This window comes from Cohnella baijiui (assembly GCF_020731285.1).
Lineage (GTDB): Bacteria > Bacillota > Bacilli > Paenibacillales > Paenibacillaceae > Cohnella.
The window spans coordinates 1-22,475 of record NZ_JAJFOW010000007.1 but is presented as its reverse complement, the minus strand read 5'-3'; the positions used below and the strand labels follow the sequence as shown (position 1 = coordinate 22,475).

General features: G+C 62.2%; 19 protein-coding genes. 3 read left to right on the top strand and 16 right to left on the bottom strand.

Annotation, left to right across the window (positions count from 1 at the left end; all coding sequences use genetic code 11):
- Positions 1-144: 144 nt before the first annotated feature.
- From LKX83_RS09615 to LKX83_RS09595, 5 genes are all read right to left on the bottom strand, one after another.
- Entirely contained in the window at positions 145-1,098 is a 954-nt protein-coding gene (locus LKX83_RS09615) for an ABC transporter permease (RefSeq protein ID WP_227881967.1), read from the bottom strand.
- Complete coding sequence (locus LKX83_RS09610) at positions 1,082-2,185, bottom strand: ABC transporter permease (RefSeq protein WP_227881966.1); 1,104 nt, start codon at positions 2,183-2,185, stop codon at positions 1,082-1,084. Before LKX83_RS09610 ends, LKX83_RS09615 begins: the two co-directional genes overlap by 17 nt.
- The gene (locus LKX83_RS09605) at positions 2,182-3,729 is read right to left on the bottom strand and encodes an ABC transporter ATP-binding protein (RefSeq protein WP_227881965.1); all 1,548 of its coding nucleotides are present in this window, start codon (positions 3,727-3,729) and stop codon (positions 2,182-2,184) included. The genes LKX83_RS09610 and LKX83_RS09605 overlap by 4 nt, the downstream gene beginning before the upstream one ends.
- A 150-nt stretch (positions 3,730-3,879) precedes the next feature.
- On the bottom strand, positions 3,880-4,989 hold the full coding sequence (locus tag LKX83_RS09600; protein ID WP_370639055.1) for a BMP family lipoprotein: 1,110 nt from the start codon (positions 4,987-4,989) through the stop codon (positions 3,880-3,882).
- Positions 4,990-5,084: 95 nt separating this feature from the next.
- On the bottom strand, positions 5,085-6,017 hold the full coding sequence (locus LKX83_RS09595; RefSeq protein WP_227881964.1) for a nucleoside hydrolase: 933 nt from the start codon (positions 6,015-6,017) through the stop codon (positions 5,085-5,087).
- A 308-nt stretch (positions 6,018-6,325) separates the two neighbouring features.
- On the opposite strand from LKX83_RS09595, the gene LKX83_RS09590 reads away from it, so the two are divergent.
- Both LKX83_RS09590 and add read left to right on the top strand, forming a co-directional pair.
- Positions 6,326-6,730: a DnaJ family domain-containing protein gene (locus LKX83_RS09590; protein WP_227881963.1), complete on the top strand. Its 405-nt coding sequence runs from the start codon at positions 6,326-6,328 to the stop codon at positions 6,728-6,730.
- Between the two features lie 14 nt (positions 6,731-6,744).
- On the top strand, positions 6,745-7,791 hold the full coding sequence (gene add / locus LKX83_RS09585) for an adenosine deaminase (protein ID WP_227881962.1): 1,047 nt from the start codon (positions 6,745-6,747) through the stop codon (positions 7,789-7,791).
- Between the two features lie 382 nt (positions 7,792-8,173).
- On the opposite strand, the gene LKX83_RS09580 is transcribed toward add, so the two are convergent.
- From LKX83_RS09580 to LKX83_RS09535, 10 genes are all read right to left on the bottom strand, one after another.
- The gene (locus LKX83_RS09580; protein WP_227881961.1) at positions 8,174-10,591 is read right to left on the bottom strand and encodes a glycoside hydrolase family 95 protein; all 2,418 of its coding nucleotides are present in this window, start codon (positions 10,589-10,591) and stop codon (positions 8,174-8,176) included.
- A 136-nt stretch (positions 10,592-10,727) separates the two neighbouring features.
- Entirely contained in the window at positions 10,728-11,144 is a 417-nt protein-coding gene (locus tag LKX83_RS09575; protein WP_227881960.1) for a MerR family transcriptional regulator, read from the bottom strand.
- A 30-nt stretch (positions 11,145-11,174) separates the two neighbouring features.
- The gene (locus LKX83_RS09570) at positions 11,175-11,798 is read right to left on the bottom strand and encodes a GTP pyrophosphokinase (RefSeq protein WP_227882155.1); all 624 of its coding nucleotides are present in this window, start codon (positions 11,796-11,798) and stop codon (positions 11,175-11,177) included.
- A gap of 32 nt (positions 11,799-11,830) precedes the next feature.
- Positions 11,831-12,523 carry a TerC family protein gene (locus LKX83_RS09565; protein WP_227881959.1) on the bottom strand — a complete coding sequence of 231 codons (693 nt, stop codon included), beginning with the start codon at positions 12,521-12,523 and terminating at the stop codon, positions 11,831-11,833.
- A gap of 232 nt (positions 12,524-12,755) precedes the next feature.
- On the bottom strand, positions 12,756-13,280 hold the full coding sequence (locus LKX83_RS09560) for a YfiT family bacillithiol transferase (protein WP_227881958.1): 525 nt from the start codon (positions 13,278-13,280) through the stop codon (positions 12,756-12,758).
- Positions 13,281-13,302: 22 nt separating this feature from the next.
- Positions 13,303-14,187, bottom strand: coding sequence for an ABC transporter ATP-binding protein (locus LKX83_RS09555; protein ID WP_227881957.1), 885 nt, complete (start codon positions 14,185-14,187; stop codon positions 13,303-13,305).
- Between the two features lie 3 nt (positions 14,188-14,190).
- Positions 14,191-17,085: an ABC transporter permease gene (locus LKX83_RS09550; RefSeq protein WP_227881956.1), complete on the bottom strand. Its 2,895-nt coding sequence runs from the start codon at positions 17,083-17,085 to the stop codon at positions 14,191-14,193.
- A 27-nt stretch (positions 17,086-17,112) separates the two neighbouring features.
- A complete protein-coding gene (locus tag LKX83_RS09545; protein ID WP_227881955.1) occupies positions 17,113-18,153 on the bottom strand; it encodes an efflux RND transporter periplasmic adaptor subunit in 1,041 nt (346 codons plus the stop codon).
- Positions 18,137-18,832 carry an ABC transporter ATP-binding protein gene (locus tag LKX83_RS09540; protein ID WP_227881954.1) on the bottom strand — a complete coding sequence of 232 codons (696 nt, stop codon included), beginning with the start codon at positions 18,830-18,832 and terminating at the stop codon, positions 18,137-18,139. Before LKX83_RS09540 ends, LKX83_RS09545 begins: the two co-directional genes overlap by 17 nt.
- Before the next feature lie 22 nt (positions 18,833-18,854).
- Complete coding sequence (locus LKX83_RS09535) at positions 18,855-20,132, bottom strand: LacI family DNA-binding transcriptional regulator (RefSeq protein WP_227881953.1); 1,278 nt, start codon at positions 20,130-20,132, stop codon at positions 18,855-18,857.
- A gap of 197 nt (positions 20,133-20,329) precedes the next feature.
- Here LKX83_RS09535 and LKX83_RS09530 point away from each other — a divergent pair, with 197 nt between their 5' ends.
- Positions 20,330-20,674, top strand: coding sequence for a LytTR family DNA-binding domain-containing protein (locus tag LKX83_RS09530; protein ID WP_227881952.1), 345 nt, complete (start codon positions 20,330-20,332; stop codon positions 20,672-20,674).
- Between the two features lie 368 nt (positions 20,675-21,042).
- Here the strand turns inward: LKX83_RS09530 and rnhA are convergent, their stop codons facing one another.
- Positions 21,043-21,711, bottom strand: coding sequence for a ribonuclease H (gene rnhA, locus LKX83_RS09525; RefSeq protein WP_227881951.1), 669 nt, complete (start codon positions 21,709-21,711; stop codon positions 21,043-21,045).
- Positions 21,712-22,475: the final 764 nt, after the last annotated feature.

Below are 22,475 nucleotides of genomic sequence, written 5' to 3'. Positions count from 1 at the left end.
CTTCTCCACGCTCCGTCTCTTACTCGAAGTATCAACAGCGTACCAAGCCCCGGGCAAATGTTCAAGTCGGCGCCGGCGGAAACGGCAAGACGCGCCCCGGTCGGCCGGAGCGCGTCTTGTTCGTTTGCCTGAAATCGGCGGTCGCTATCGCTTGGATGGATCGTAAGGCGTGCCCGCCGCGGACGGTCCGCGGACCGAACCGACGACGCCGGCCAATACGAGCAGCGTCAGCACGTACGGCAGCATATAAAGGAATTCGTTCGGAATGTGCGCCGCGAATTCGAACTGCGTGATGAAAATCCGGACCGCCTGCGCCATGCCGAAGAAAAACGCCGCGCCGAAGACGCCGTACGGATTCCAACGGCCGAAGATGAGCGCCGCGATGGCAATGAAGCCTTGCCCGGAAATCGTGTTGTGCGCGAAGTTGCTCGTCGTCGTCAGCACGATCGTGGCGCCGCCCAATCCGGCGAGTGCGCCGCTGATCAGCACCCCGATATACCGGTATTTGGTGACGTTGATGCCGACCGTGTCCGCGGCGCCCGGATGCTCCCCGACCGCGCGCAGGCGCAGGCCGAACGGCGTCCGGAACAGCAGGTAGGCGCTCAGCGGAACGAGCACGTACGCCAGATAGGTCGTCGGATAGTTGTTGAAGAACGCTTGGCCGATGAACGGAATGTCCGCCAGGCCGGGAATCGCCGCCATCGAGAAGGTCTCGTCCAGCAGCGGCGTGTCCCCCGCCCCCTCGAACATGAACTTGACGAGGTAAAGGGTGACGGCCAGCGCCAAAATGTTGATGACGACCCCGACGATCGTCTGATCCGCCTTGACGGTTACGGTTGCGTACGCGTGCAGGAGCGCGAACAGCGTGCCGGCCCCGATGCCGCACAGCAAGCCGATCCACGGCGAGGCGCCGGAGCCCCCGGCCTCCTGCACGTAATAGGTGCCGATCGCGGCCGTGAATGCGCCGGCCGTCATCATCCCTTCGAGGCCGATGTTGAATACGCCCGAGCGTTCGCTGAAGACGCCGCCCAATGCGGCGAAAATAAGCGCCGCGGAGAAGACGAGCGTCGAATTGATCAGATCAGCCAGCATTGCCATCCGCGCTCGCCCCCTTCCGTTTGTTCGTCGAGCGACGCGAGAGCATCGGCTTGAGCAGCTTCGTAATGATGCTGTGCGAAGCGACGAAGAAGATGATGCTGCCGATGACGATGCGGACGATCTCCGTCGGCACGTTGGCGTCGAAGTTCATGCCCGCCGAGCCGTAGGTGAGGAGGCCGAACAGGATCGCCCCGAACAGGATGCCCACCGGATGGTTGCCGCCGAGCAGCGCGACGGCGATGCCGTCGAAGCCGTAGCCCTCGGAAGCGCCAGACGCGACCTGGTAATGGAACACGCCGAGGACGGAGAAGACGCCGCCAAGCCCGGCGAACATGCCGGAGATCATCATCGTCTTCATAAACGTCGTCTTGACGTTGATGCCCGCGGCCTGCGCCGCATCCGGGTTATGGCCGACCGCGCGCAGGTCGTAGCCTTGCTTGGTCCGCCAGAGCAGGATGTAGAAGAGCGCGACGCTGATGAGACCGATCCAGATCCCCCAGTCCATCCGGGCGCCGCCCATCGCCTCCGACAGCCAGCCGATCGAGACGGACGCCGTCTCGTCGATGTTCGGCGTCTTCTGCTGGCCTTCCTCGACGAGGAACTTCATCAGCAAATAGTTGGAGAGAAACAGGGCGATCCAGTTGAGCATGATCGCCGAAATGACCTCATGCACGCCGCGATAGGCCTTCAAGTAACCGCAAAGCGCGCCCCACAGCCCGCCGCAGATCATGCCGACGAGCACGGCCAGCGGCGCGTGCAGGAAGGCCGGCAGGTGGATCTTGATGCCGACGAAGGTGGCGGCCGTCATGCCGATAATGTATTGTCCGTCCGCGCCGATGTTGAACACGCCCGCGCGGAAGGCGAAGCCGACCGCAAGACCCGTGAACAGGATCGGCGTGATCGTGCGGATCGTCTCCCCGATGTCGTACGAGGAGCCGAACACCTTGCGGACGAGCGCGGCGTAGGCGGCGATCGGATCGAACCCGCCGAGCAGCATGACGATGCCGCCGAAGACGAGCCCGAACAGGATCGCGACGGCCGGGACGAGCGCGGTCGGTTGATTCAGAGATGAGATCCACTTGCTCAAGCTGCTCCGCCTCCTTGATCGTTCGATGCTTGGCCGGCCATCATCAGGCCGATCTTGTCGTCGTCCTCGCCCAGCTCCGGATCGACCTCGCCCATGATCCGCCCGCCGGAGATGACCTGGATCCGGTCGCTGAGCTTGTACAGCTCGTCCAGCTCGTAGGAGATGAGCAGGATCGCCTTGCCCTCCGACCGGGCCTGAAGCAGACGTTCGTGAACGAATTCGATGGCGCCGATATCGAGGCCGCGCGTCGGCTGCACCGCCACGATCAGCTTCGGATGGCGTTCCAGCTCGCGGGCGATGATCGCCTTTTGCTGGTTGCCCCCGGAAAGCGAGCGGGCGCGGCTGTGGACGCCCGCCGAGCGGACGTCGAAGTCCGCGACCAGCTTTTTGGCGTAGGCGTCAATCTCTTTGTCCTTCAAAAAACCGCCGCCGAAAAAGCGCCGGCGCTCGGTCGAGCCGAGAACCATATTTTCGCTGAGCGTGAAATCCAGGACGAGCCCGTGCTTCTGACGGTCCTCGGGGATGCTCGCCAGCCCCGCCTCGATGCGCGCCTTGGTCGGCAGCCGGGTCACGTCGGCACCGTTCAGCGCGATGCGGCCGCCGATCGCCGGCCGCAGGCCGGCAAGCGCCTCCACCAGTTCATGCTGGCCGTTGCCGTCGACGCCGGCCAGGCCAAGAATCTCGCCTTCGCGAATGCGCAGGGAAACGCCGTCCACCGCATGCGTGCCGCGCTCTCCTCCGGCTACGGTGAGGTTCTCCACTTCGAGGACGACTGGCCCCGGTTCCCGCTTCTCTTTGTTTACGTCGAACGAGACGCGCCGGCCCACCATCATTTCCGCCAGCTGGCTCTCGCTCGTCTCGGCGGTGCGAACCGTGCCGACGACTTTGCCCCGTCGGATGATCGTCACCCGGTCCGACACTTCCATGATTTCCTTCAGCTTGTGCGTAATGAGAATAATCGACTTGCCCTCGCCGGCCAGCTGGCGCAAAATCTGCATCAGCTCCTGAATTTCCTGTACGGTCAAGACGGCAGTAGGCTCGTCGAAGATGAGAATCTCCGCTCCGCGATACAGCGTCTTCAGAATTTCGACGCGCTGCTGCATCCCGACCGAGATATCCTGCACCTTGACGAGCGGATCAACCTTGAGGCCGTATCGGGCGCTGAGCTCGCGCACCTTTTCGTTCGCTTGCTTCAGATGGATCGACAGCCCCCGGACCGGCTCTACGCCGAGGACGATGTTCTCCGCGACCGTAAACGGCTGGACGAGCTTGAAGTGCTGGTGGACCATGCCGATGCCCAGTTCGATCGCTTTGCCCGCGCCGTCGATTTTGACGGCTTTGCCGTTTACGCGGATCTCCCCTTCGTCCGGCTGGTACAGCCCGAACAAGATGCTCATGAGCGTCGACTTGCCCGCCCCGTTCTCTCCGAGCAGCGCGTGGATCTCTCCTTTGCGGAGGTCAAGGCTGATGTCGTCGTTCGCGACGATGCCGGGGAATCGTTTCGTGATCCCCGCCAGTTCGACAACGGGTACCGATTGTTCCATTTCATTCAGCTCCTGTTCGAAATGAAGGCTGTAGGATCTCCTCTCCTGCCTCTGATGATTCTACGGGGTAGGAGCGAAATCCTCCGTACGGCTGGCACAAAGAAAGGGCAAGGCCTTCGGCCTCGCCCTTCGAACGCCGGCGCGCGATGGTTACGGAGTCGTCGGAACCTTGATCTCGCCGCTGATGATCTTCTGCGAATATTCATCGACCTTTTTCAGAATATCCTCGGAGACGTTCGGGTTGTCCTTGGGCAGACCGACGCCGCCTTCGGCCAGGCCGAGCTCGACGACTTTGCCGCCTTGGAATTCCCCGTTCAGCACGTCCTTGGATACTTTGTAGACCGCTTCGTCGACTTTCTTCATCATCGACGTCAGCGTGACATCGTTGCCGAATTCGAGCGACTGGTCCTTGTCGACCCCGATAACCCATACTTTCTTACCCGATTTGAAGCGCTGCTTGGCTTCGGTGAAGACGCCGTTGCCGCTGCCGCCGGCCGCGACGAAGATGATATCGTTGCCCGCGTCGTACATCGAAGCGGCTGCCAGTTTGCCGAGGTCCGGCTTGTTGAAATCGCCGACGTAGTTCACGGTAACCTTCGCGTCCGGATTGACGGCCGCGACGCCCGCCTTGAAGCCCGCTTCGAACTTCTGGATGACCGGCAGCTTCATGCCGCCGACGAAGCCGATCTTGTTCGACTTGGTCGTCAGTCCGGCGACGATGCCGACCAGGTAGGAGCCCTCGTTTTCTTTAAACAATACGGACTCGACGTTCGGCAGATCGACGCTCGTGTCGACGAGCGCGAACTTGGCGTTCGGGTTTTGCTTGGCGACCTGCGTAGCCGCGTCTTGGAAGAGGAAGCCGATCCCCCACGTCAGATCGTAGCCGTCTTTGACGAAGTTGCTCAGGAACGGAATGTAGTCGCTGTCCTTTTTGCTCTCTAGGTATTTGACGGATGCGCCGTCTTCTTCTTTGAGCTTTTGGAGCGCTTCCCATGCTTGTTGGTTGAACGACTTGTCGTGGACGCCGCCGAGGTCGGTGACCATGCCGACTTTTTTGCCTGCGCCGGTAGCCGGACTGGATGGCTCGCTCGCGCTCGGAGAAGCAGGCGCGCTAGGCGATGCGGATTCGCTGGCCGACGGGCTGGCCGAAGCGCCTGCGCCGCCGTTGTTCGCTTTTTTGCCGCAGCCGGACAGGACCAGGATGGCGGCCATGATGACGATCATCATCACGCTGACGGGCTTCATTCTTTTTTTGTACATGTTACGTTCTCTCCCCTTGTGTTCGTTAAGTTCGAACATCTAATTGTCACAACGGGCGCCGCCGCTTCCGCTTCGGCGCTCCGTGATAACCGTCGTCAAGCTTGCTTCAGCAGCTCCGTCATGTATCCGAAGAAGCCGTCTCGGTCCACGTCGAACACCAGGTTCACCGGGCGTCCGTCCGGATCCACCTGCGTGCGGCCCTGGGCGAATCCGTCCGTCCGGACGATGCTGCGCACCGTCTTCGTCTTCACGAGATCGGGCTTGCCGACGAATGCCGCGGTAAGCACGTCCCATAAATAATATGTCGAATTCGTCTCGAAGAATACGAGAGGCGGAACGAGCGCGTAGCATTGACCGATAAAATCGATCGCCGCGTGGCGCCGGAGCTTGGCCCAGGCGTCCCTAACGTCGAGCGTAAGCGGCACGCGATTGGTGCTCTCCAGGGCGACGAGATCGATCGGGATGCCGCTCGCCCAGACGCGGGCCGTGCCTTCCGGATCCCAGTAGGCGTTCCATTCGGCGGTGCCGTCGTGCTCGGGCTCCTCGACGTTGCCCTTCGGCAGAAACGTGCCGCCCATCCAGACAAGCCGCTCGATCCGCTCCTCGATATCGGGCGCTTCGTCCAGCGCGCGGGCGAGGTCGGTCAGCGGCCCGGTGAAGACCAGCGTCGTCTTTCCTTCCGTCTCCCGCACCGTTTGAATCAGATGGCGGTGCGCCGGAAGAGCCGCGATCGGCGTCATGACGCGCTCAGCTTCGTTCAGAATCGGCAGGGCGTCGACGTAGAAGGACATAATGCGCCAGGCGGGCGGGAACGGGTTCTTCCCGCGCGAATCCGAACGGGCGACATCGAGCTTGTCCGTCCGGCCGAAGCGGTCGATGATCTTGCGGCTCGCCTGCACGGACGGCTCCAGATAGCCGTCGGCCGGAATGACGGAAACGCCCGTCAGCTTCACATCGGGCATTTGCAGCAGCAGGAGCAGCGCGACGAAATCGTCGCCGCCCCCGTCGTGATTAAAATAGACGTTCAAACAAGGCCCTCCTCGGGAGATCTAAGGCAAGTTGTCCAACGAACCATTGTACCTTGCCATAACAAATTACATCAATCTAACATTCTGCATCAACTTGAAACGACTTATGCTGAACATATTGTGTATCAAAACGCAAAAGAAATCAATACTTTGTCTGGGCCTTCCAACAGGATTTTATTGTAATCGCAATCATTGCTACGGCATGTTATTTTTCGTGACATTTTAGCGCTTGTTCCTCCCGTTTCCCTCCTTGCGCGAGGCAATAATCGTGCTACAATCTATAAAAGACTGAAAGGAGCGGATGTCGCATGCATTTCGCCGCCTCGATCGCCGAGCAGCGAATTCGCGAAGCTCAGCTGCAGGGCGCGTTCGACGATTTGCCCGGCAAGGGCAAGCCCTTGCCGCCGGACGAGCTCGCCTCCGTCCCGGACGAACTGCGCCTAGGCTTCAAAATGTTGAAAAACGCCGGCGCCCTGCCGCCGGAGCTGGAGCTGCGCAAGGAGATGGTCACGTTGGAGGACCTCATCGGTTGCGCGAGCGACGAGCGGGACCGCAGCCGCTTGCGGGCCGAGCTGACGGCGAAGCGCCTGCGCTACCGTTTGTTCCTGGAGGAGCGGGGTTGGGCCAGCCTCGCGGCTGCCGAGTCTTATCGCGACCAAATGGAAAAAAAGCTGACGGAGACGCCCCCCGACGACGCGGCGGGCTCCCGATAAAGGAGGCAAGCGTCATGGAAGATTGGGTGCTCAAACTGCCGAAGGTCGATCTGCACCTGCATCTGGACGGCTGCGTCAAGCCGGAAACGTGGCTGGCGCTCGCCGCCGAGCAAGGATATGATTCGCCTGCCCAGGACGCCGATTCGCTTCTGCCGTACATGCAGGTAGACGAATCGTGCGCGAGCCTGCCGGATTATTTGTCAAAGTTCGCTTTCGTACTGCCGCTTTTGCAGACGCGCGAAGCGCTTGCTCGGGTCGCGCGCGAAGCTGTCGAACAGGCTGCCTCGCACAACTGCCTTTACATCGAAGTCCGCTTCGCCCCGTTGCTCCATACGAAGCGCGGCCTGTCGGCGGACGACGCGATCGGTGCGGTCGTCGCCGGTCTTCAACAAGGCGAGCGCAGGACCGGGGCTGTCGCGAGAGCGATCGCGGTCTGCATGCGCCACCACTCGGAGGAGGCAAACCTGCCGGTCGTCGAAGCCGCGTTGCGCCATTACGGCCGCGGGCTTGTGGCCGTAGACCTGGCCGGAGACGAGGGCGCCTTCCCCGCCGTAGGATTCCGCGGGTTGTTCGCCCGGGCGCGCGAAGCCGGTCTCCCGGTTACGATCCACGCGGGCGAAGCCGCAGGCCCGGACAGTATTCGCGAAGCGGTCGCCGGCCTCGGAGCGGTACGCATCGGCCATGGCGTGCGCCTACGCGAAGATCAGGAGCTGCTCGAGTGGATCCGGGAGCGCCGCATTCCGCTCGAGCTGTGTCCGACGAGCAACATCCAGACGAAGGCGGTGGCGTCCTGGTCGGATTTCCCGTTGCGGGATTACTACGACCGCGGCCTTGTCGTCACGGTGAACACGGACAATCCGACCGTGTCCGGCACGAACATGACGCGCGAATGCCGGGAGCTCGCCGAGCGGTTCGGCTTCACGGCGGCCGAGCTCGCGGACTTGATGCGCCAGGCGCTCGACGCCGCGTTCGTCGAGTCGCCGGCGCGCGTCGAGCTGCGGGCGCGGCTCGACGCGCGGCTGGCGGCGCTCGGCATCGAGCCGGCCGCCGCGCGCCGATAATTCAATGCGATGTAGCTGATAATCGTGAATCCGAGTAGGCCCATGCGAATGTGCATGGGCCTTTTGCCATTTTGATTGCGTAAACCCTGCACATGTGCGCAAAAAGAAGGCGATGCACCCATGAAGGAGCCCTGGACTACCTCTTACCCCGAATCGGCTAACATTGCTCCCACGTAGGAGTCCTGAACTCCTTCTTTCGCCGATTCGGCGGACGATGCGCCTATGTAGGAGTCCTGGACTCTCTCTTTGCCTATGTATGCGACCAGCGGCCAAGTCATTGCGATATCATAACACGCTTGAAGAGAACTCTCCAGACTAGGAGGGGCCTCCGAACGAAAAAAGGCTGCGCGCCGCTCGACGCCTCAGCCTTTATGACCCTAGTCTATTCTTCGCCGCCGACCGGCGAAACCCGTCGCAGGACGTACCGTCGCGACGGCTCCGCCCGCCATTCGACGACGCCTTCGCCGATCCTCGCGCCTTCCGCCGGCCGCCCGTCGCAGAGCAGCTCGTACGCCTCCGCCCACGCGACCCGGAGACGGGTCGTCCCTTCCGCCGCGATCGACGTCAACGCCGCGGAAGCCAGCGTTCCGTCGCGCCACGCGAGTTCGACCTGCCAGCCGCCTCGGGCGCGCAAGCCGGCGGCGCTTCCTTCCGGCCACGCCGCCGGCAGCGCGGGCAATAGTCGCAGCTCCCCGCCGTGGCTCTGGAGCAGCATTTCCGCGATGCCCGCCGTGCCGCCGAAGTTGCCGTCGATCTGGAACGGCGGATGCGCGTCCCAAAGGTTGTCGTAGGTCGACTTGCGAAGCAGCGTCGACACGTAGTCGTGGGCGGCTTCGCCGTCGCCGAGCCGAGCGAACAGATTGATGATCCACGCGCAGCTCCAGCCCGTATGGCCTCCGCCGTTCGCGAGCCGACGATGCAGCGATGTCCTGCACGCTTCCGCCAACGCGTCGTCGCGGCCCGTAACGAACTGATCGCCGGGGTAAAGGCCGTACAGATGGGAGACGTGGCGATGTCCCGGATCCGCCTCCTCGAAGTCGTGGATCCACTCCTGCAGCTGCCCGTGGCGTCCCGTCCGGAAAGGAGGCAGCTCCCGAAGCCGCGCTTCCAGCTCCTCCCGAAGCGCAGCATCCGTCCCGAGCAGCTCGGACGCCTCCGCGACGTGGCCGAACAGCTCGCGGATGAGCGTCAGGTCCATCGTCGACGCATAGCTGACGCTGGCGGCTTCGCCGTCCGGCGTGAGGAAGTCGTTCTCCGGCGAGGTCGAAGGACAGGTCACCCACACTCCTTCCGGCCCCCGCACCAGCCAGTCCAGGTAAAACAACGCGGCTTCCTTCATCGCGGGATACGCGCGCTCGCGCAAAAACGTCTCGTCCAGCGTATGCTCGTAACGGTTCCAAAGATGCCAGCAAAGCCACGCCGACGCCATCGGCCAATACGCCCACTGCGCGTTGCCGCCGACGGCGTTCGCGTTGCGCCACAGGTCGACGTTGTGGTTGACCGCCCAGCCGCGCGCCCCGTAATGGCGCTCGGCCACGCGGCCGCCGGCTTCGCGCAGGTCGTCGATCAGATCGAACAGCGGCTCGTGGCATTCGCTTAAGCCGCAAGATTCCGCGAGCCAATAGTTCATTTCGGCGTTGATGTTGACCGTCCAGTTGCTGCTCCAGGCCGGCCGCAGCAGCGGACTCCAGATGCCCTGGAGATTGGCCGGCTGCGAGCCGGGTCGGGAGCTCGCGATTAACAGATATCGGCCGAAGTCGAAATACAGCGCCGTCAGCGCGGGGTCTTCGGACCCTTCCTTCACCCGGCGCAGACGCTCGTCCGTCGGCACGGCCGCCTGCTCCGCTGCGATGTCCGGCGCGCCGAGCCGCAGCTCGACCCGCTCGAACAGCGCCCGGTAGTCGGCGACATGGCGCGCGAGGAGCTCCTCGTAAGGGCGACCGGCGAGTCCGGCCAGACGTTCGGCGCAGATGCGCCCCGGATCCCGGCCGGACGAAGCGGGATCTTGGTCGTATCCCGCGAAGCTGGTCGCCGCCGCGAGCTTCAGCACGATCTCGTCCGCCGAGCGGACGTCGCAGCGCCCGTCCCCGATCGCGACGGCGCCTCCGCGTGTCTCGACGGCGACGCGAACGGCGAACGTCATCCCGCGACCTTCCGCGTAGAGGACCGGATCGCCGTCGTCGACGTAATTCGGATTGACGCGGATCGGACTTCGCCCGTCCATCCCCCAGACGCGCGCGGCTTCGTCGGACGGCGCCGGCGCGTGCCGCAGCAGGCTGTCCAAGGCGATGCCGAGCGACAGGGCGCCGGGGCGGTCGGCGGTCAGCCGGACGATCAGCGCCTGATCCGGGGCCGAAATGAACGCTTCCCTGACGTAATCGACGCCGCCCTGGCGATACGACACGCGCGCGACCGCCGAATCGAGGTCGAGCTCGCGGACGTAATCCTCCGTCTCCCCGTTCGTCTGCCAGGTCATCGTCAAGGCGCCAAGCGGCATGTAGGATTCGTTCCACGGTCCGAGCAGATCGCGCTCGACCAAGTCCTGCGCCTGCCGGTACCGCCCTTCGAACGCAAGCCGCCGGGCCTCGGCCAGCGAAGCGGCGAACGCGTCCGCGTCCCCGTTCAGCTGCCGCGGCTCGCCGGACCACAGCGTATCCTCGTTCAGCAACAGCCGGTCTTCCCCGATGCCGCCGAACACCATCGCGCCCAGCCGTCCGTTCCCGAGCGGCAGCGACTCCTTCTCCCAGTCCGCCGCCGGCCGGCGGTACCACAGTCTCCTGGCGGAACCTCCGCTACCCATATGGTCTCCCCATTTCTATCCGATTGTCGTGGTGCAGCCCGTTCGGACGCATACGCTTTCATTTTATCGGGCCGAAAGGCCGGTTGCCATATGGGATATTACCGCTCCGTATGAGAAAATAACGGCGGCGCGCCCGTCAGCCGCGCAGCTCGTTGACGCAGGCGAGCCGGTGCTCGAACCCTTCCTTCAGCTCGGCGAGCTTGGCGATCCGCGCGGACATCCGCTCGATCTGCGCCTCCAGCAACGGGGCCGCTTCGTCAAGAAACGCGGTCTTCTCCTCCGGCTCCCGGCCCCGGCGATACGCTTCGCGCAGCTCTTCGAGCTTGTCCTCCATCTCCATGAGGATGCGGATCTCCTGCAGGGAGATGCCAAGCAGCTCCTTCATCCGGATGACCTGCTCGAGCTGCGCGAGCGAACGGCCTTCGTAATAGCGGTGACCGCCTTCCGTGCGCGGCACGTCCGTAAGCAGCCCGATCTCCTCGTAATAGTGGAGGGTCCGGGCGGTTACGCCGAACTTTTCGCACACTTCGTCCACCGAATACCTGCTCTGCATAGGCGACTCCCCTCGTCTAGCCATCGTGATCTAGACCTCGTCGGTCCGGTATTTCTGCACCTGCTCGTTCAGCGAAAACATACGCTCGTCCAGCGAGGAGATCAAATCCGCCGCTTCCTTCAGCTGGCTGCCGATCTCGCCCGGCACCTGCTCGTTGAACTTGTAGTAGATTTTGTGCTCCAGACTCGCCCAGAAGTCCATCGCGATCGTCCGGATCTGAATTTCGACGGGTACGTGCTCCAGATGGTCGGTCAGAAAGACGGGTATCCGGACGTTGAGATGCAAGCTTTGGTAGCCGTTCGGCTTCGGCGAAGCGACGTAGTCCTTGATTTCGAGTACCTCGACGTCGTGCTGCTTGCTGATCATCTCGACCATCCGGTAGATGTCCGTGGAAAACGAGCAGATGACCCGGATGCCCGCGATGTCCCGAATGTGCGCCCGGGCGTTTTCGATCGTCACGTCCATTCCCTTGCGCAGCAGCTTGTCCCGGATGCTCTCCGGGGATTTGATGCGCGTCTTCATATGTTCGATCGGGTTGTAATTTTGGATAAAATGAAGTTCCTCGTTCAAAATGTTCAGCTTCGTGCTCACTTCGTCCAATGCGAACTTGTAGGTGAGCAGCATCTTGCCCCATTCCCGCATATCGTCTGGCATGCTCAATGTAATGCGCTCCTTCGATGACGCGTTCAGCGTGAGTATTTGTGTTTGCGGCGCAGGTGGCGCCGGGCGTAAAGCGCGGCTATCGCGCCATACGCGACGAAGAAGATGCCCAGCGCGAACGGCAGCGCCTCGGAAACGTCTCCGAGCGCGTCGTCGAGCAGCTCGCCTGCATACCGATCTCCAGTCAGCATCTCGCCGGCGGAGTATCCGAGCAGCCCCGCCCCGATCCAAACGAGGATCGGAAAACGCGTCATCAACCGCGTAAGGAACTGGCTGCACCAGATGATGAGGGGCACGCTGACGGCGAGACCGACGAGAATCATCGCCAGGTTGCCCCGGGCCGCGCCCGCCACCGCCACGACGTTGTCCAGGCTCATGACGACGTCCGCGACGACGATCGTCCGGACCGCGCCGGCCAGCGTCGAGCCGCCCCGGACGTTCTCTCCGCCGTGGTCGTCGTGCAGCAGCTTCCAGGCTATGTACAGCAGGAGCAGGCCTCCCGCTGCCTGCACGAGCGGGATCTTCAGCAGCCATACGGCGACGAACGTCAGCGCGACGCGCAGCGAAACGGCACCGAACGTGCCCCAGAAGATCGCTTTTTTCTGATGATCAGCGGGCAAGTTGCGGCTGGCCAGCGCGATGACGACCGCGTTGTCCCCGCTAAGGATGATATTGATCAAGATGATGTCGGACAGGGTCCAAATCCATTCGCCGTCCATATGCGGCTCCCTTCCTGTGGCCGGGCCCGTCCCGTTCGAGGCGGACCCAAGGTACGCCGCCGGAACGTAGCGGCCCGACTTTCATTGTACTCGATTCGCCCCTCCCAAGTAAAAAAGGCGGCTACGAGTTCGTTCCCTTCATTTTAACCGCTGTGGCGCCAAATGAAAAAGCCGTCCCGCCGTCAGAAAAAGCCTGACGGTTCGGGACGGCTGCCGCCGATCGGGTGGGCTTTTACCAGCCCATCCGGCCGCGCAGCGACGTAATATGCGCGGTATGATGCCGGCCATGCCAAGCGTACGTGCCTAGCGCGCGATCCAAGCGAATCGTCTCGCCGCTGCCGGGGTGGTAAAACGAACGGGCGAATTCCGCCTCGCCCATCGATTCCAGCAGCGCGACCCAGCGCAGATGCAGCGCGGCGAGGAGCGTCAGCGACGGCTCGATCGGCAGCGCCCGCGTATCCGCCAGCTCCGCCCACAGCTGCTCTTCGTACGGCTTAATCGTCGGCAGGTCTTCGGTCAGCGCCAGCTTGAAGCGGATCAGGCTATTCATATGGCTGTCGCCGACATGGTGCACGACTTGCCGCGCCGTCCAGCCGCCTTCGCGGTAAGGCGTATCCAGCTGAGCGTCTCCCAGTCCCCGCACCGCCTCGTTCAGCCGCGCGGGCAGTTCCGCGATGTCTTGAATCCAGAGCGACCGCTGCGCCGGGGTAATGTCCCCTTCGTGCGCAAACGCGCCGATCGGATACCGCAAATCCATCCTGCCATCCCCCCGCAATCGATCAGGAAGCTTCCTCCGGGGCCGTCAGCACGATTTTCCCTTCCGCAAGCTCCACTTTCACTTTGTTCGTATTTTGAATGCCGATCGACTCCAGATAGCCCGCGGGCACCTGCAAGCGTCCGGCTTTGTCCAGTATAGCATATTCCACGTGCGTTTCCTCTTCCTGGGCGATCCCCCGCTCCAACTCTTCCAGCTCTTCGGCGTACGACTTTTTGCGCAGCATCTCGGAGGAGATTTTGCCGTCGCGGATGGAGACGACCCGGTCGACCTTGCGAGCGAGATGCGGGTCGTGCGTGACGATGACGATCGTAATGCCGAGCGAGCGGTTCAGCTCGCGGAACAGATCGAGGATCTGGTCGGCCATCTTGGAGTCGAGCGATCCGGTCGGCTCGTCGGCGAGCAGCAGCTTCGGATGGTTGGCGAGCGCGATCGCGATGGCGACCCGCTGCTGCTCCCCGCCGGACAGCTGGTGGAGCTTGTTGCGAGCCCGATGCATCAGCCCAACCGCTTCCAGCAGCTCGAGCGCGCGCATCCGCTTGCGCCGGCCCGACAGCAGGATCGGCAGCTCGACGTTTTCGAGCGCCGTCAAGTACGGGATCAGGTTGCGCGCGTTGTTCTGCCAGACGAAGCCGACGCTCTGCCGCTTGTAGCGTACGAGCTCCCGCTCCGTCATCTTCAGCATGTCCTTGCCGTCGACGGTGAGCGTCCCTGCGGAGGGCTTGTCGAGGCCGCCCAGCATGTTGAGCAGCGTCGATTTGCCGCTGCCGCTGTTGCCGATGATCGCCATCAGCTCTCCGTCCTCGACGTTCAGGTCGAGCCCTTGCAGCGCGAACACCTCGAGGTCCGCCGCCTTGTAGATTTTGACCAGTCCGTCGCAATGGATCATCGGTCAGTCCTCCCCCAGCTTCAGCGCTTGATGAATCCGGATGCGCGAGATCATGTAGCCCAGGATGGCGAGGCCCGCGAGCAGCATGACGCCGACGGTCGCGTACAGCCGGACGAAGTCCATGTTCTCGAACAGCACCCGGAACGGCGGCACGAGCGTGCTCGGATTGAAGGCGATCTGGAAATTCGGCACGTAAAGCCGGCTTGCCAGATTGCCAACGATGACGCCGATCAGGACCGCGACCCCCGACGTGAGCAGCTGCTCGATGACGAGCATGCCGATCATGTGGCGGACGGACAGGCCGACGGCCCGCATGATGCCGTTTTGCAGCGTGCGTCCGCGGAGCGACAGGATCCAGTACAGCAGGAAGCCGACGAAGCTGACGACGATCGACAGGATGAAGCCGAGGGTCAGAATGCCGTTCAGCGCGAGGAGGAATGGATCGTTCTTCGCCTTGTTCCAGTCGGACGTCGTGTTTTTGAGGCTCATCAGCGAGATATCGCTCTTCTGGATCGCCTGATAGAAGGCGGCCAGATCGTAGCCCGGCTTCATCTTGAGCCATACCTGGTACGGCTCGAGGCCGAGCTGGAACTGGATGCGCGGCAAATGTCCGACGACGAGCATCGGCGCGTTCGACTGGGACTCGGCGTCTCCCCCGCTGACCGATCCGGTCGGCGGATTCGGGTTAAACGTCGGGAAGTATTCGATGATGCCGTAGATGACGAACGGCTGCGAGGTGATGCCTTCCCATCCGAGCCAGATCGTATCGCCGGCTTTCACCTTCTTCTGGTCCGCGAGCGATTTGGAGACGAGCACCGCCTTCGGATCGCCCGCGATCAGGTTGAGGTAGTCGTTCAGCCCGTGCGGAAGCAGTCCGTCCCGGAACCAGGCGGCCCTGCCGAAGTCGTCCGTGTCGATGCCGACCAGCGTCGCGAGGCCGCTGGCTTCACCTGCCGTGAACGACGCTTTGTCCTTGACGAACACTTTCGCCGCCTGTTCGACGCCCGGCAGCTTTTCGTACGGCTCGAACGACGGCTCCAGGTAGTGGATCGTCTGCGGCACCGGCGCGCTCGCTTGGGAAGGACCTCCCATGCCCCCCATGCCGCCCGGTGCTTCGATCGGCTTGTCGTTCGGCCATTCCGTCTTTAGAACGAAGTCCGCGCCGTTCCCGTATCGGATCCGGTCCTCCGTGTTGTTGTTGATCGTCCGTGCCGCGCTTGCGCTGAAGACGCCGGTCGCGATCGTCAGGATGAGGAACACCATGAGAAACTGGTACTGGCTGTTCGACCGCCCCACCTGGATGAGCGTGGCGTACATCGATGGGCTCCACCATTTGCGGCCGATCGCGTAGATGAGCCGCAGCAGGTACGGGTACAGCCGCAAAAGCAGCAGCCCTCCGCCGACGATAAAGAGGGCGGGCACGACGAACTGCAGCGGGTCGATCCGCAAATCGTCCGACGACAGGCCGAGCTTCTTCAGGTCCTTCATGCGCGCGTCGAACGAATACAGCCCGTATATCGCGAGTGCGAGCGCAATAACGTCGAGGAACAGCTTGTGCCAGAGCGGCATCCGGGTCAAACGGGCCATCTGCTGCTTGTGTCCGACGATCGTGGCGCGCGTCGCGAGCGCCACCGGCACGAGCAGCATGACAAAAGCCACCGCGGCTGCCGCCGCTCCGTACCGGTACGACTCCCCCGTGAGGCGCACCGGAAGCGCGGAGCGCTGAACGAAGGACAGAAAGCCGTTCGACGCGCCGAGCACCTCGGTGAGCAGCATGCCGAGAGGCGGTCCGGCAGCCAGTGCGATCCCGCTTAGCAGAAGCCCTTCCACCGCGAAGGAGACGACGATCTGCCAGCGGGCGGCCCCGCGGCTGCGCAGGACGGCGATCTCGTTTTTCTGCCGGCTCGCGATCAGGTTGGCGACCATGAACATATAGAAGCCGAGCATGATGAGCACCGGCACGTTCAGCGACCACATCAGCTTGCGCAGCTGCTTGGCGCGGTCCAAGTACTGATTAATTGTCTTTTCCGCGGGGACGGAGAAGTCCACCTGGAACGCGGATACGCGCTTCTTGACTTCCGATTGGATCGTCTTGCTCGTCTGAAGGTAATCGTCGACGAGCCGGAGCTCCATCTTCGAATAGTCGAACAGCAAGTACCAGCCTGCGGTCGTCACCGGGACGATCCCGGCCGCGACGAACTGGCGGTCGAACAGCGCCTCGTCGACGAGCATCGAGCTGTTGAACCCGCCCAGGCTGGGATCGCGGAAATAAGGGTCGTTGTCCGACGCCTTATCGAACACGCCGACCGGCTTGACTTTGATCTTGCCTTGAATTTTCGAGTCCTCCACGTCGAGGATGTTGCCGAGGACCGTCCGGAAGTTGTTCAGCCCGCTCTCGGTGACGAGCACCTCGTAGACGCCGTCCACCGGTTCCTTGGCGGGCATGCGGCCGTCGACCAGCTTGATATGGTCCTGCAGGCCGGAGACCGTCGCGAAGCGGCCCGTCCGCTTCTGGTTTTTCTTGACCTCGTCGGTGGCGTTCTCGGGAAACACGGTAAAGGTGCGCGTGCTCCGCTCCCGGACGACCGCCTGGACGGGCAGATGGAAGCCCGATGCAGCCGGCCCTTGCATGAAATCGTCGAGTCCTTTAAGCATCGCCTGCCGCTGTTCGGTCGTCTGGTTGTCGAAGGCGATCTTCGACCAATAAGAGCCGGGATAGACGTTTCGTTCCGTTTGCATCGTCTCCAGCTCCTTGACGAGCATGCGGGAGAGGATCGCCTCCGAATAGATCGGCATGCTGCTCACCAGCGCCACGGAGATGAGCATCCCGAGGAAGAGGCTGATGACGAGCCATTTGTTCTGCACCATTTTGCGCAGGATCATGACGAATAAGGCCACTGGAAAGCCTCCCTGATTCGGTTTGCGTTATTGCAGGACGACGTTGTCGCCTTCCGCGAGTCCTTGCACGATCTCCACTTCCGTCGAGGCCGAGATGCCCGGCTGCACGTCGATTTCGCGCAGCTTGTTACCGTCTTCGAGCACGCGGACGAAGTTGCGCCCCATGAACGACCGCAACCCGCTGCGGGGGATTTTAAGGACGTTATCCTTTTGCTCGGTGATAATCTTGATGTCGGCCATCGTCCCGATCTCGACGTTGTCCGGCAGCTTGTCGACGGAGATGTACAGCGTCTTGCTGTACCGTTCCGCGAGATCCTTGTTCAGCGTCTGCGGCGCGGACGAAGGCGTCTGCACGACTTTGCCCTTGAGGGCGGTCTGCTTGCCGCCGTCGTTGATCGTCACCTCGACCGGGAAGCCGACGTCGACGCCCTTCACCCTGTCGGCCGAGTCGACGCGGGCCGAGAGCTGCAGTTGCGTCGGATCCGCGACGACGACGAGTGTCTGGTACGTGTCCACGTAATCGCCCGGCTTCAGATCCTCCACGAACACGACCTGGCCCTCCATTTCCGACTTCAGGAACTTGTTGCTGTATTGGCTGTACAACCTGTCGTATTTGATTTGCTCCACCTGCACCTGAAGGCCCGCAATCTTGAGCGCATCCTCGTCGCCATGGCTGCCTTGCTGCTGCCGCAGCGCGTATTTCGCCCGCGCGAGGGCGAGCTCCTGCTCCTTCACCTGCAGGTCGAGGTCGTTCATGACCAGTTGGACGAGCGGGTCGCCTTTCTTGACCTGGTCGCCTGACCTGACCAGGATTTTCTCGACGCGGCCTCCCGTACCGGTAAACTGGGCGACTTCGGTATGTACGGATTCGAACGACGCGACCTGCGTGATGGCGTTGGTGATCGTGCCCTTCTGGACCTTGACGGTCTGGTAGTTCTCCTTGGCCGGCTTGACGAGCGGGGGCGCGAGGGCGGGTTCTTCTTTGGGCAGCAGAGAGCATCCGGCGAGAGCCGCGCCGATCGCGATGGAGAGCGCCGCGGCGGCGACGCGTTTAGAGCGCTGAGACAATTTGTCCATCCTCCAGTTCGTAAACTTGGTCGACGATCTCCATGATGGCCGGATCGTGCGTGGTGAGTACGATCGAAACGCCGTTTTGCTGGACGAGATCCCGAAACAGCTTGATGATGTGGAGCCCGGTCTTCGAGTCCAGCTCCGCCGTCGGCTCGTCGGCCAGCACGAGCTTGGGCCGATGGGCGATCGCGCGGGCGATCGCGGTCCGCTGCTGCTCGCCGCCCGACAATTCGAACGGACGGTGGTGCATCCGGGGCTTGAGGCCGACCTGCTCCAGCGCGCGGATCGCGGCGTCCTTGCGGTCTTTGGCGGGATAGCCGCTGATCCGCAGGACGAATTCGACGTTTTCGTACGCGGACATGAGCGGGAACAAGGCGAACGATTGGAAGATGAGGCCCATCTCCTTGCGCCGGATCGTGTCCCGCTCGCCGTCCGACAGCCCGCTCATTTCGCGCCCCGCGAACGTCACGGAGCCTTCGGTTGGCCGGTCAAGCGCGCCGAGCAGGTTGATCAGCGTCGTTTTGCCCGACCCGGAACGGCCCTTGAAGGCGATGAGCCGTCCGGCCGGGATGGAGATGTCGACGCCCTTCAGCACCTTGACGGCGCCGGAGCCTCGCCCGAAGCTGCGCGCGAGTCCCTCCGCTCGCAGAATCGGTTCTGTCTGTAAAGCTGACATCTGGCTTGCTCCCCTCTCCTATTCAAATCCGAATGCGAGCCGCCGAAGCGCGTTCGATCAGTTGCGGCAGCAGCGTCACGCGGCGGCCGGGTTTTCCCTCGAGCACTTCGAGCAGCAGCCGGAGCGCGACTGGTCCGATCGGCTCCGAATCGTGATGCACCGTCGTCAGCGGCGGGTTCAAGTAAGCGGAAAACGTATCGTTGTCGTAGCCGATGACCGACACCTCCCGCGGCACGCGAATCCCACGCTCCGCCAGCCCCATAATCGCGCCTGCGGCCATCAAATCGTTGGCGCAGAACAGTGCCGTCAGCCTCCCGCCCGCGCCGCTGCGGTCCCAGAGCGCCGAGGCGCACACAGCACCGCTGCGGCCGGAAAAGTCGCCATTCGCCGTCAACGCGGGATCGTACTGAAGTCCGAAAGCGCCGAACGCTTCCAAAAAGCCGGCGTGCCGCTCACGGCTGATCCGCAAGTCCTTCGGGCCGCCGATAAATCCGATGCGGCGGTGACCTAGTTCCAGCAGCAATCGTCCGGCAAGGAGGCCGCCTACCCGGTTGTCCGAGCTGACGGAAGAACACCGGGGACCGATCGCGTTGCCGAAGTGTACGCAGGGGACGCGCAGCCGGATCGCCTCCTCGATCATCGGGTGCGTCTCCGGAAAGCCGGACAGCAAAAGGCAGCCTTCGAGCCCCCGCGAGATGACGCATGTCGTGAATCGGCCCCGTTCGTAATCGGCGTGCGGGATCGAAAAGATCAATGCGTGCAGGCCCTGCTCGTTAAGCAGCCGCTGGAGCGGGGGGATGAGCCCGATGAAGCCTTGGCTCGCCTCGCCGGCGAACTCGGGCAGGAACAAGCCGATGAGGCGGCTGCGCTTGCCGACGAGCTGCTGGGCGCCCAGATTCGGAACATAGCCGAGCTGCTTGGCTTTGTCCAGGATCATCTCCCGCGTCTGCGACCGAACGCCGTATTTGCCGTTCAGCGCGCGAGATACGGTGCTTGGCGAAATGCCGAGCGTCTCCGCGATCGCTTTGATGCCGACTTCCGCCCATGGCTCGACACCCCAGGAAGATTCATGACCTTGCGCTGCGATTTCCGGAGTGTCGGCAGCATTTGCCGAAGTTCCTGCCCGCCCCGTTCCATCGGCGACCGCATCCGACCATTCCTCATTGCGGTCGTTTCCGCCGCCGCTCGCGGCTTTTCCCGATTCATCCTCTTGAACGCTGCCGTTTTCGCCGCCGATGTCTAGGTCAGGACTGCCGGGGCGCGGCGCACGTCTCGCTTCGTCGTCTCGGTCGCCCGTCACGTCATCCCACCGTCTCCTCCAATTGCAAACGTTTGCAATACATAACCTAAAATTAAGCCAGCAAGAAATAATTGTCAATGTGGAGTTTACAAAAAAAGATGTGCATTTCTACAAAAAAAACATTCGCGATTCCAAGGAACTATGTTATAATGAAAGCGCTACCAAGCAAACTTTCTTTCTGAGGGGGATTTGGAAAGATGGATGTAGCATTGCGCTTGTACGACAGCTTCGAGCCGCACGACGAGGCTTATTTCTTTCGCGTAGGCGCTTACGGATTGGTCTGCTTCCACGGTCGGAATTACAACATCAAAAAGAGAATGTCCGCCGAAGAAACGACCCGCCTTACCCAAGATGCCGCGTTCATGCGCATCTCGTCCGATTGCTATGTTAACGTAAATCGCGTGCTCGAGATCGAAGGCGATTGCATCTGCTTCGGCGAAGGGCCCGGCTTGAACAACCGGCTGCCCGTTTCCCGGCGCAAGCAGCAGCTGGTCCGCCAAGCGATGAACGAGCGCCGCCCGGCGGAGCCCACCCTGAGCTGAGTCCCGAGGACGCGCTTCCCGACTTGGGCCGCGCATTGGCCGGTACGGACTGCTCGCATACATCCGAATACGGGAAGAAAAAGGCCCATCCGCAGACGGGACGTCTGCCGAGGGCCTTTTTGATTGCGTATCGGGAAGGCTCTTGAAACGCGCCGACCGCCGGGGATCCATACGCCCTCCCCTATACCTGCCCCTTGCTGATGTTTCATCTTCCTACTTCATTCGAGCCAGTCGGTCTGCCATTTAGGTAACCTAAATCGATGAAATGATGACTTGCCGCGGCAAAGACGGCTGCGCTCGTCGCGTTCTCCCGCCCGAGAAAAATCACCACGGGCTTATGCCCAGGGTGACAAATCTTGCACGATGGTTTATTTTCGGCCGTAATCGGCTTTGACTTCGCCCCACCGCTCCGTCTCCCATTTTAACACCTTGTTCGGATAGGGATGCGCATGAAGCCAATTCAGCGCCCGGTCGACAAGCAACCAGATCTCCCGCGTCGATTCGTCGCGCGGCAGCGTGGTGACGACTTCCTTTTGCTTCACCCATTTGAGGGCGGTGCGGGAGTCGCTGTAAACGGTCTTGGCGCTCCCCTGCTTGCACAGGTAAGCCAATGCGTGCACGATGGCGAGAAATTCGCCGAGATTGTTCGTCCCCTTGCTCACGGGGCCGCACGAAAAGATCACTTCGCCCGTCCGCGTATCGACGCCCCGGTATTCGACCGGGCCCGGATTGCCGCGAGTTCCCACGTCCACAGAGATGCTGTCGTAGTCGATCTCCGCTGCGGAAGCCGCTGCCGGGGACTTTCCCGCCGCCGCGGATTTCCCGTCGCGTCCGCCGGCCGGTGTGGCGCCCGTTTTCTTGCCTTGGCCCCAATGCTTCTTCCATCCTTCGCGGTAAGCCCGCTCGGCTTCGGACTCCGTCGGAAAGGATTTGTATTTAGCGTCTACGTGCTGGCTGACCTGCGCTTGGCATTCCGGCCAGCTCCGATAGATGCCGGGCTGCTTGCCTTCCCAGACGACGTAATATTTGCTTGCCATGACGAATATCTCCTTTGGCCAGATCGGACGGCTCGCAAGCCGCTAGGTTCGATTCTACCATAGGAGCGGGGCTTTCGGCACGTCGGGAGATCAACCATTCGCAGCCCCGTCTCCAAACCGGAGAGGAGATAGCGCCGGAGTAACAGAATCACGATTGCAATCGGGAGCGCCACAAGGATCGTCCCGGTCGCGATTATCGTAATCTCGCTCAGGAACGTGGTCTTCTGCCCCCTTTACGACGTTATCCCTTTCACTCAGGATCGAGGTGTTCCGCTCCCTTTGCGACGTTATCCCTTTCGATCAGGACGACGTGTTCCACTCCCTTTGACACTATCCCCCTCACTCAGGATCGGGGTCTTCCGCTCCCTTTGCGACGCTATCCCTTTCACTCAGCACGAGGTGTTCCGCTCCCTTTGCGACGTTATCCCTTTCGCTCAGGGTACCAATTTAGCCAGAACAGTTCCCTGAGCCAAGGGGATATCGTGCAAATGTCACCAGATCAGCTTCCTGAGCCAAGGGGATATTGTGCAAATGTCGCCAAAACAGCCTCCTGAGCCAAGGGGATATCTTGCAAATGGCGCCAAAACAGCTTCCTGAGCCAAGGGGATATCGCACGAATGTCGCCAGAACAGCCTCCTAAGCCAAGGGGATATCGTGCAAATGTCACCGAAACAGCTTTCTGAGCCAAGGGGATATCGCGCGAATGTCGCCAGAACAGCCTCCTAAGCCAAGGGGATATCGTGCAAATGTCACCGAAACAGCTT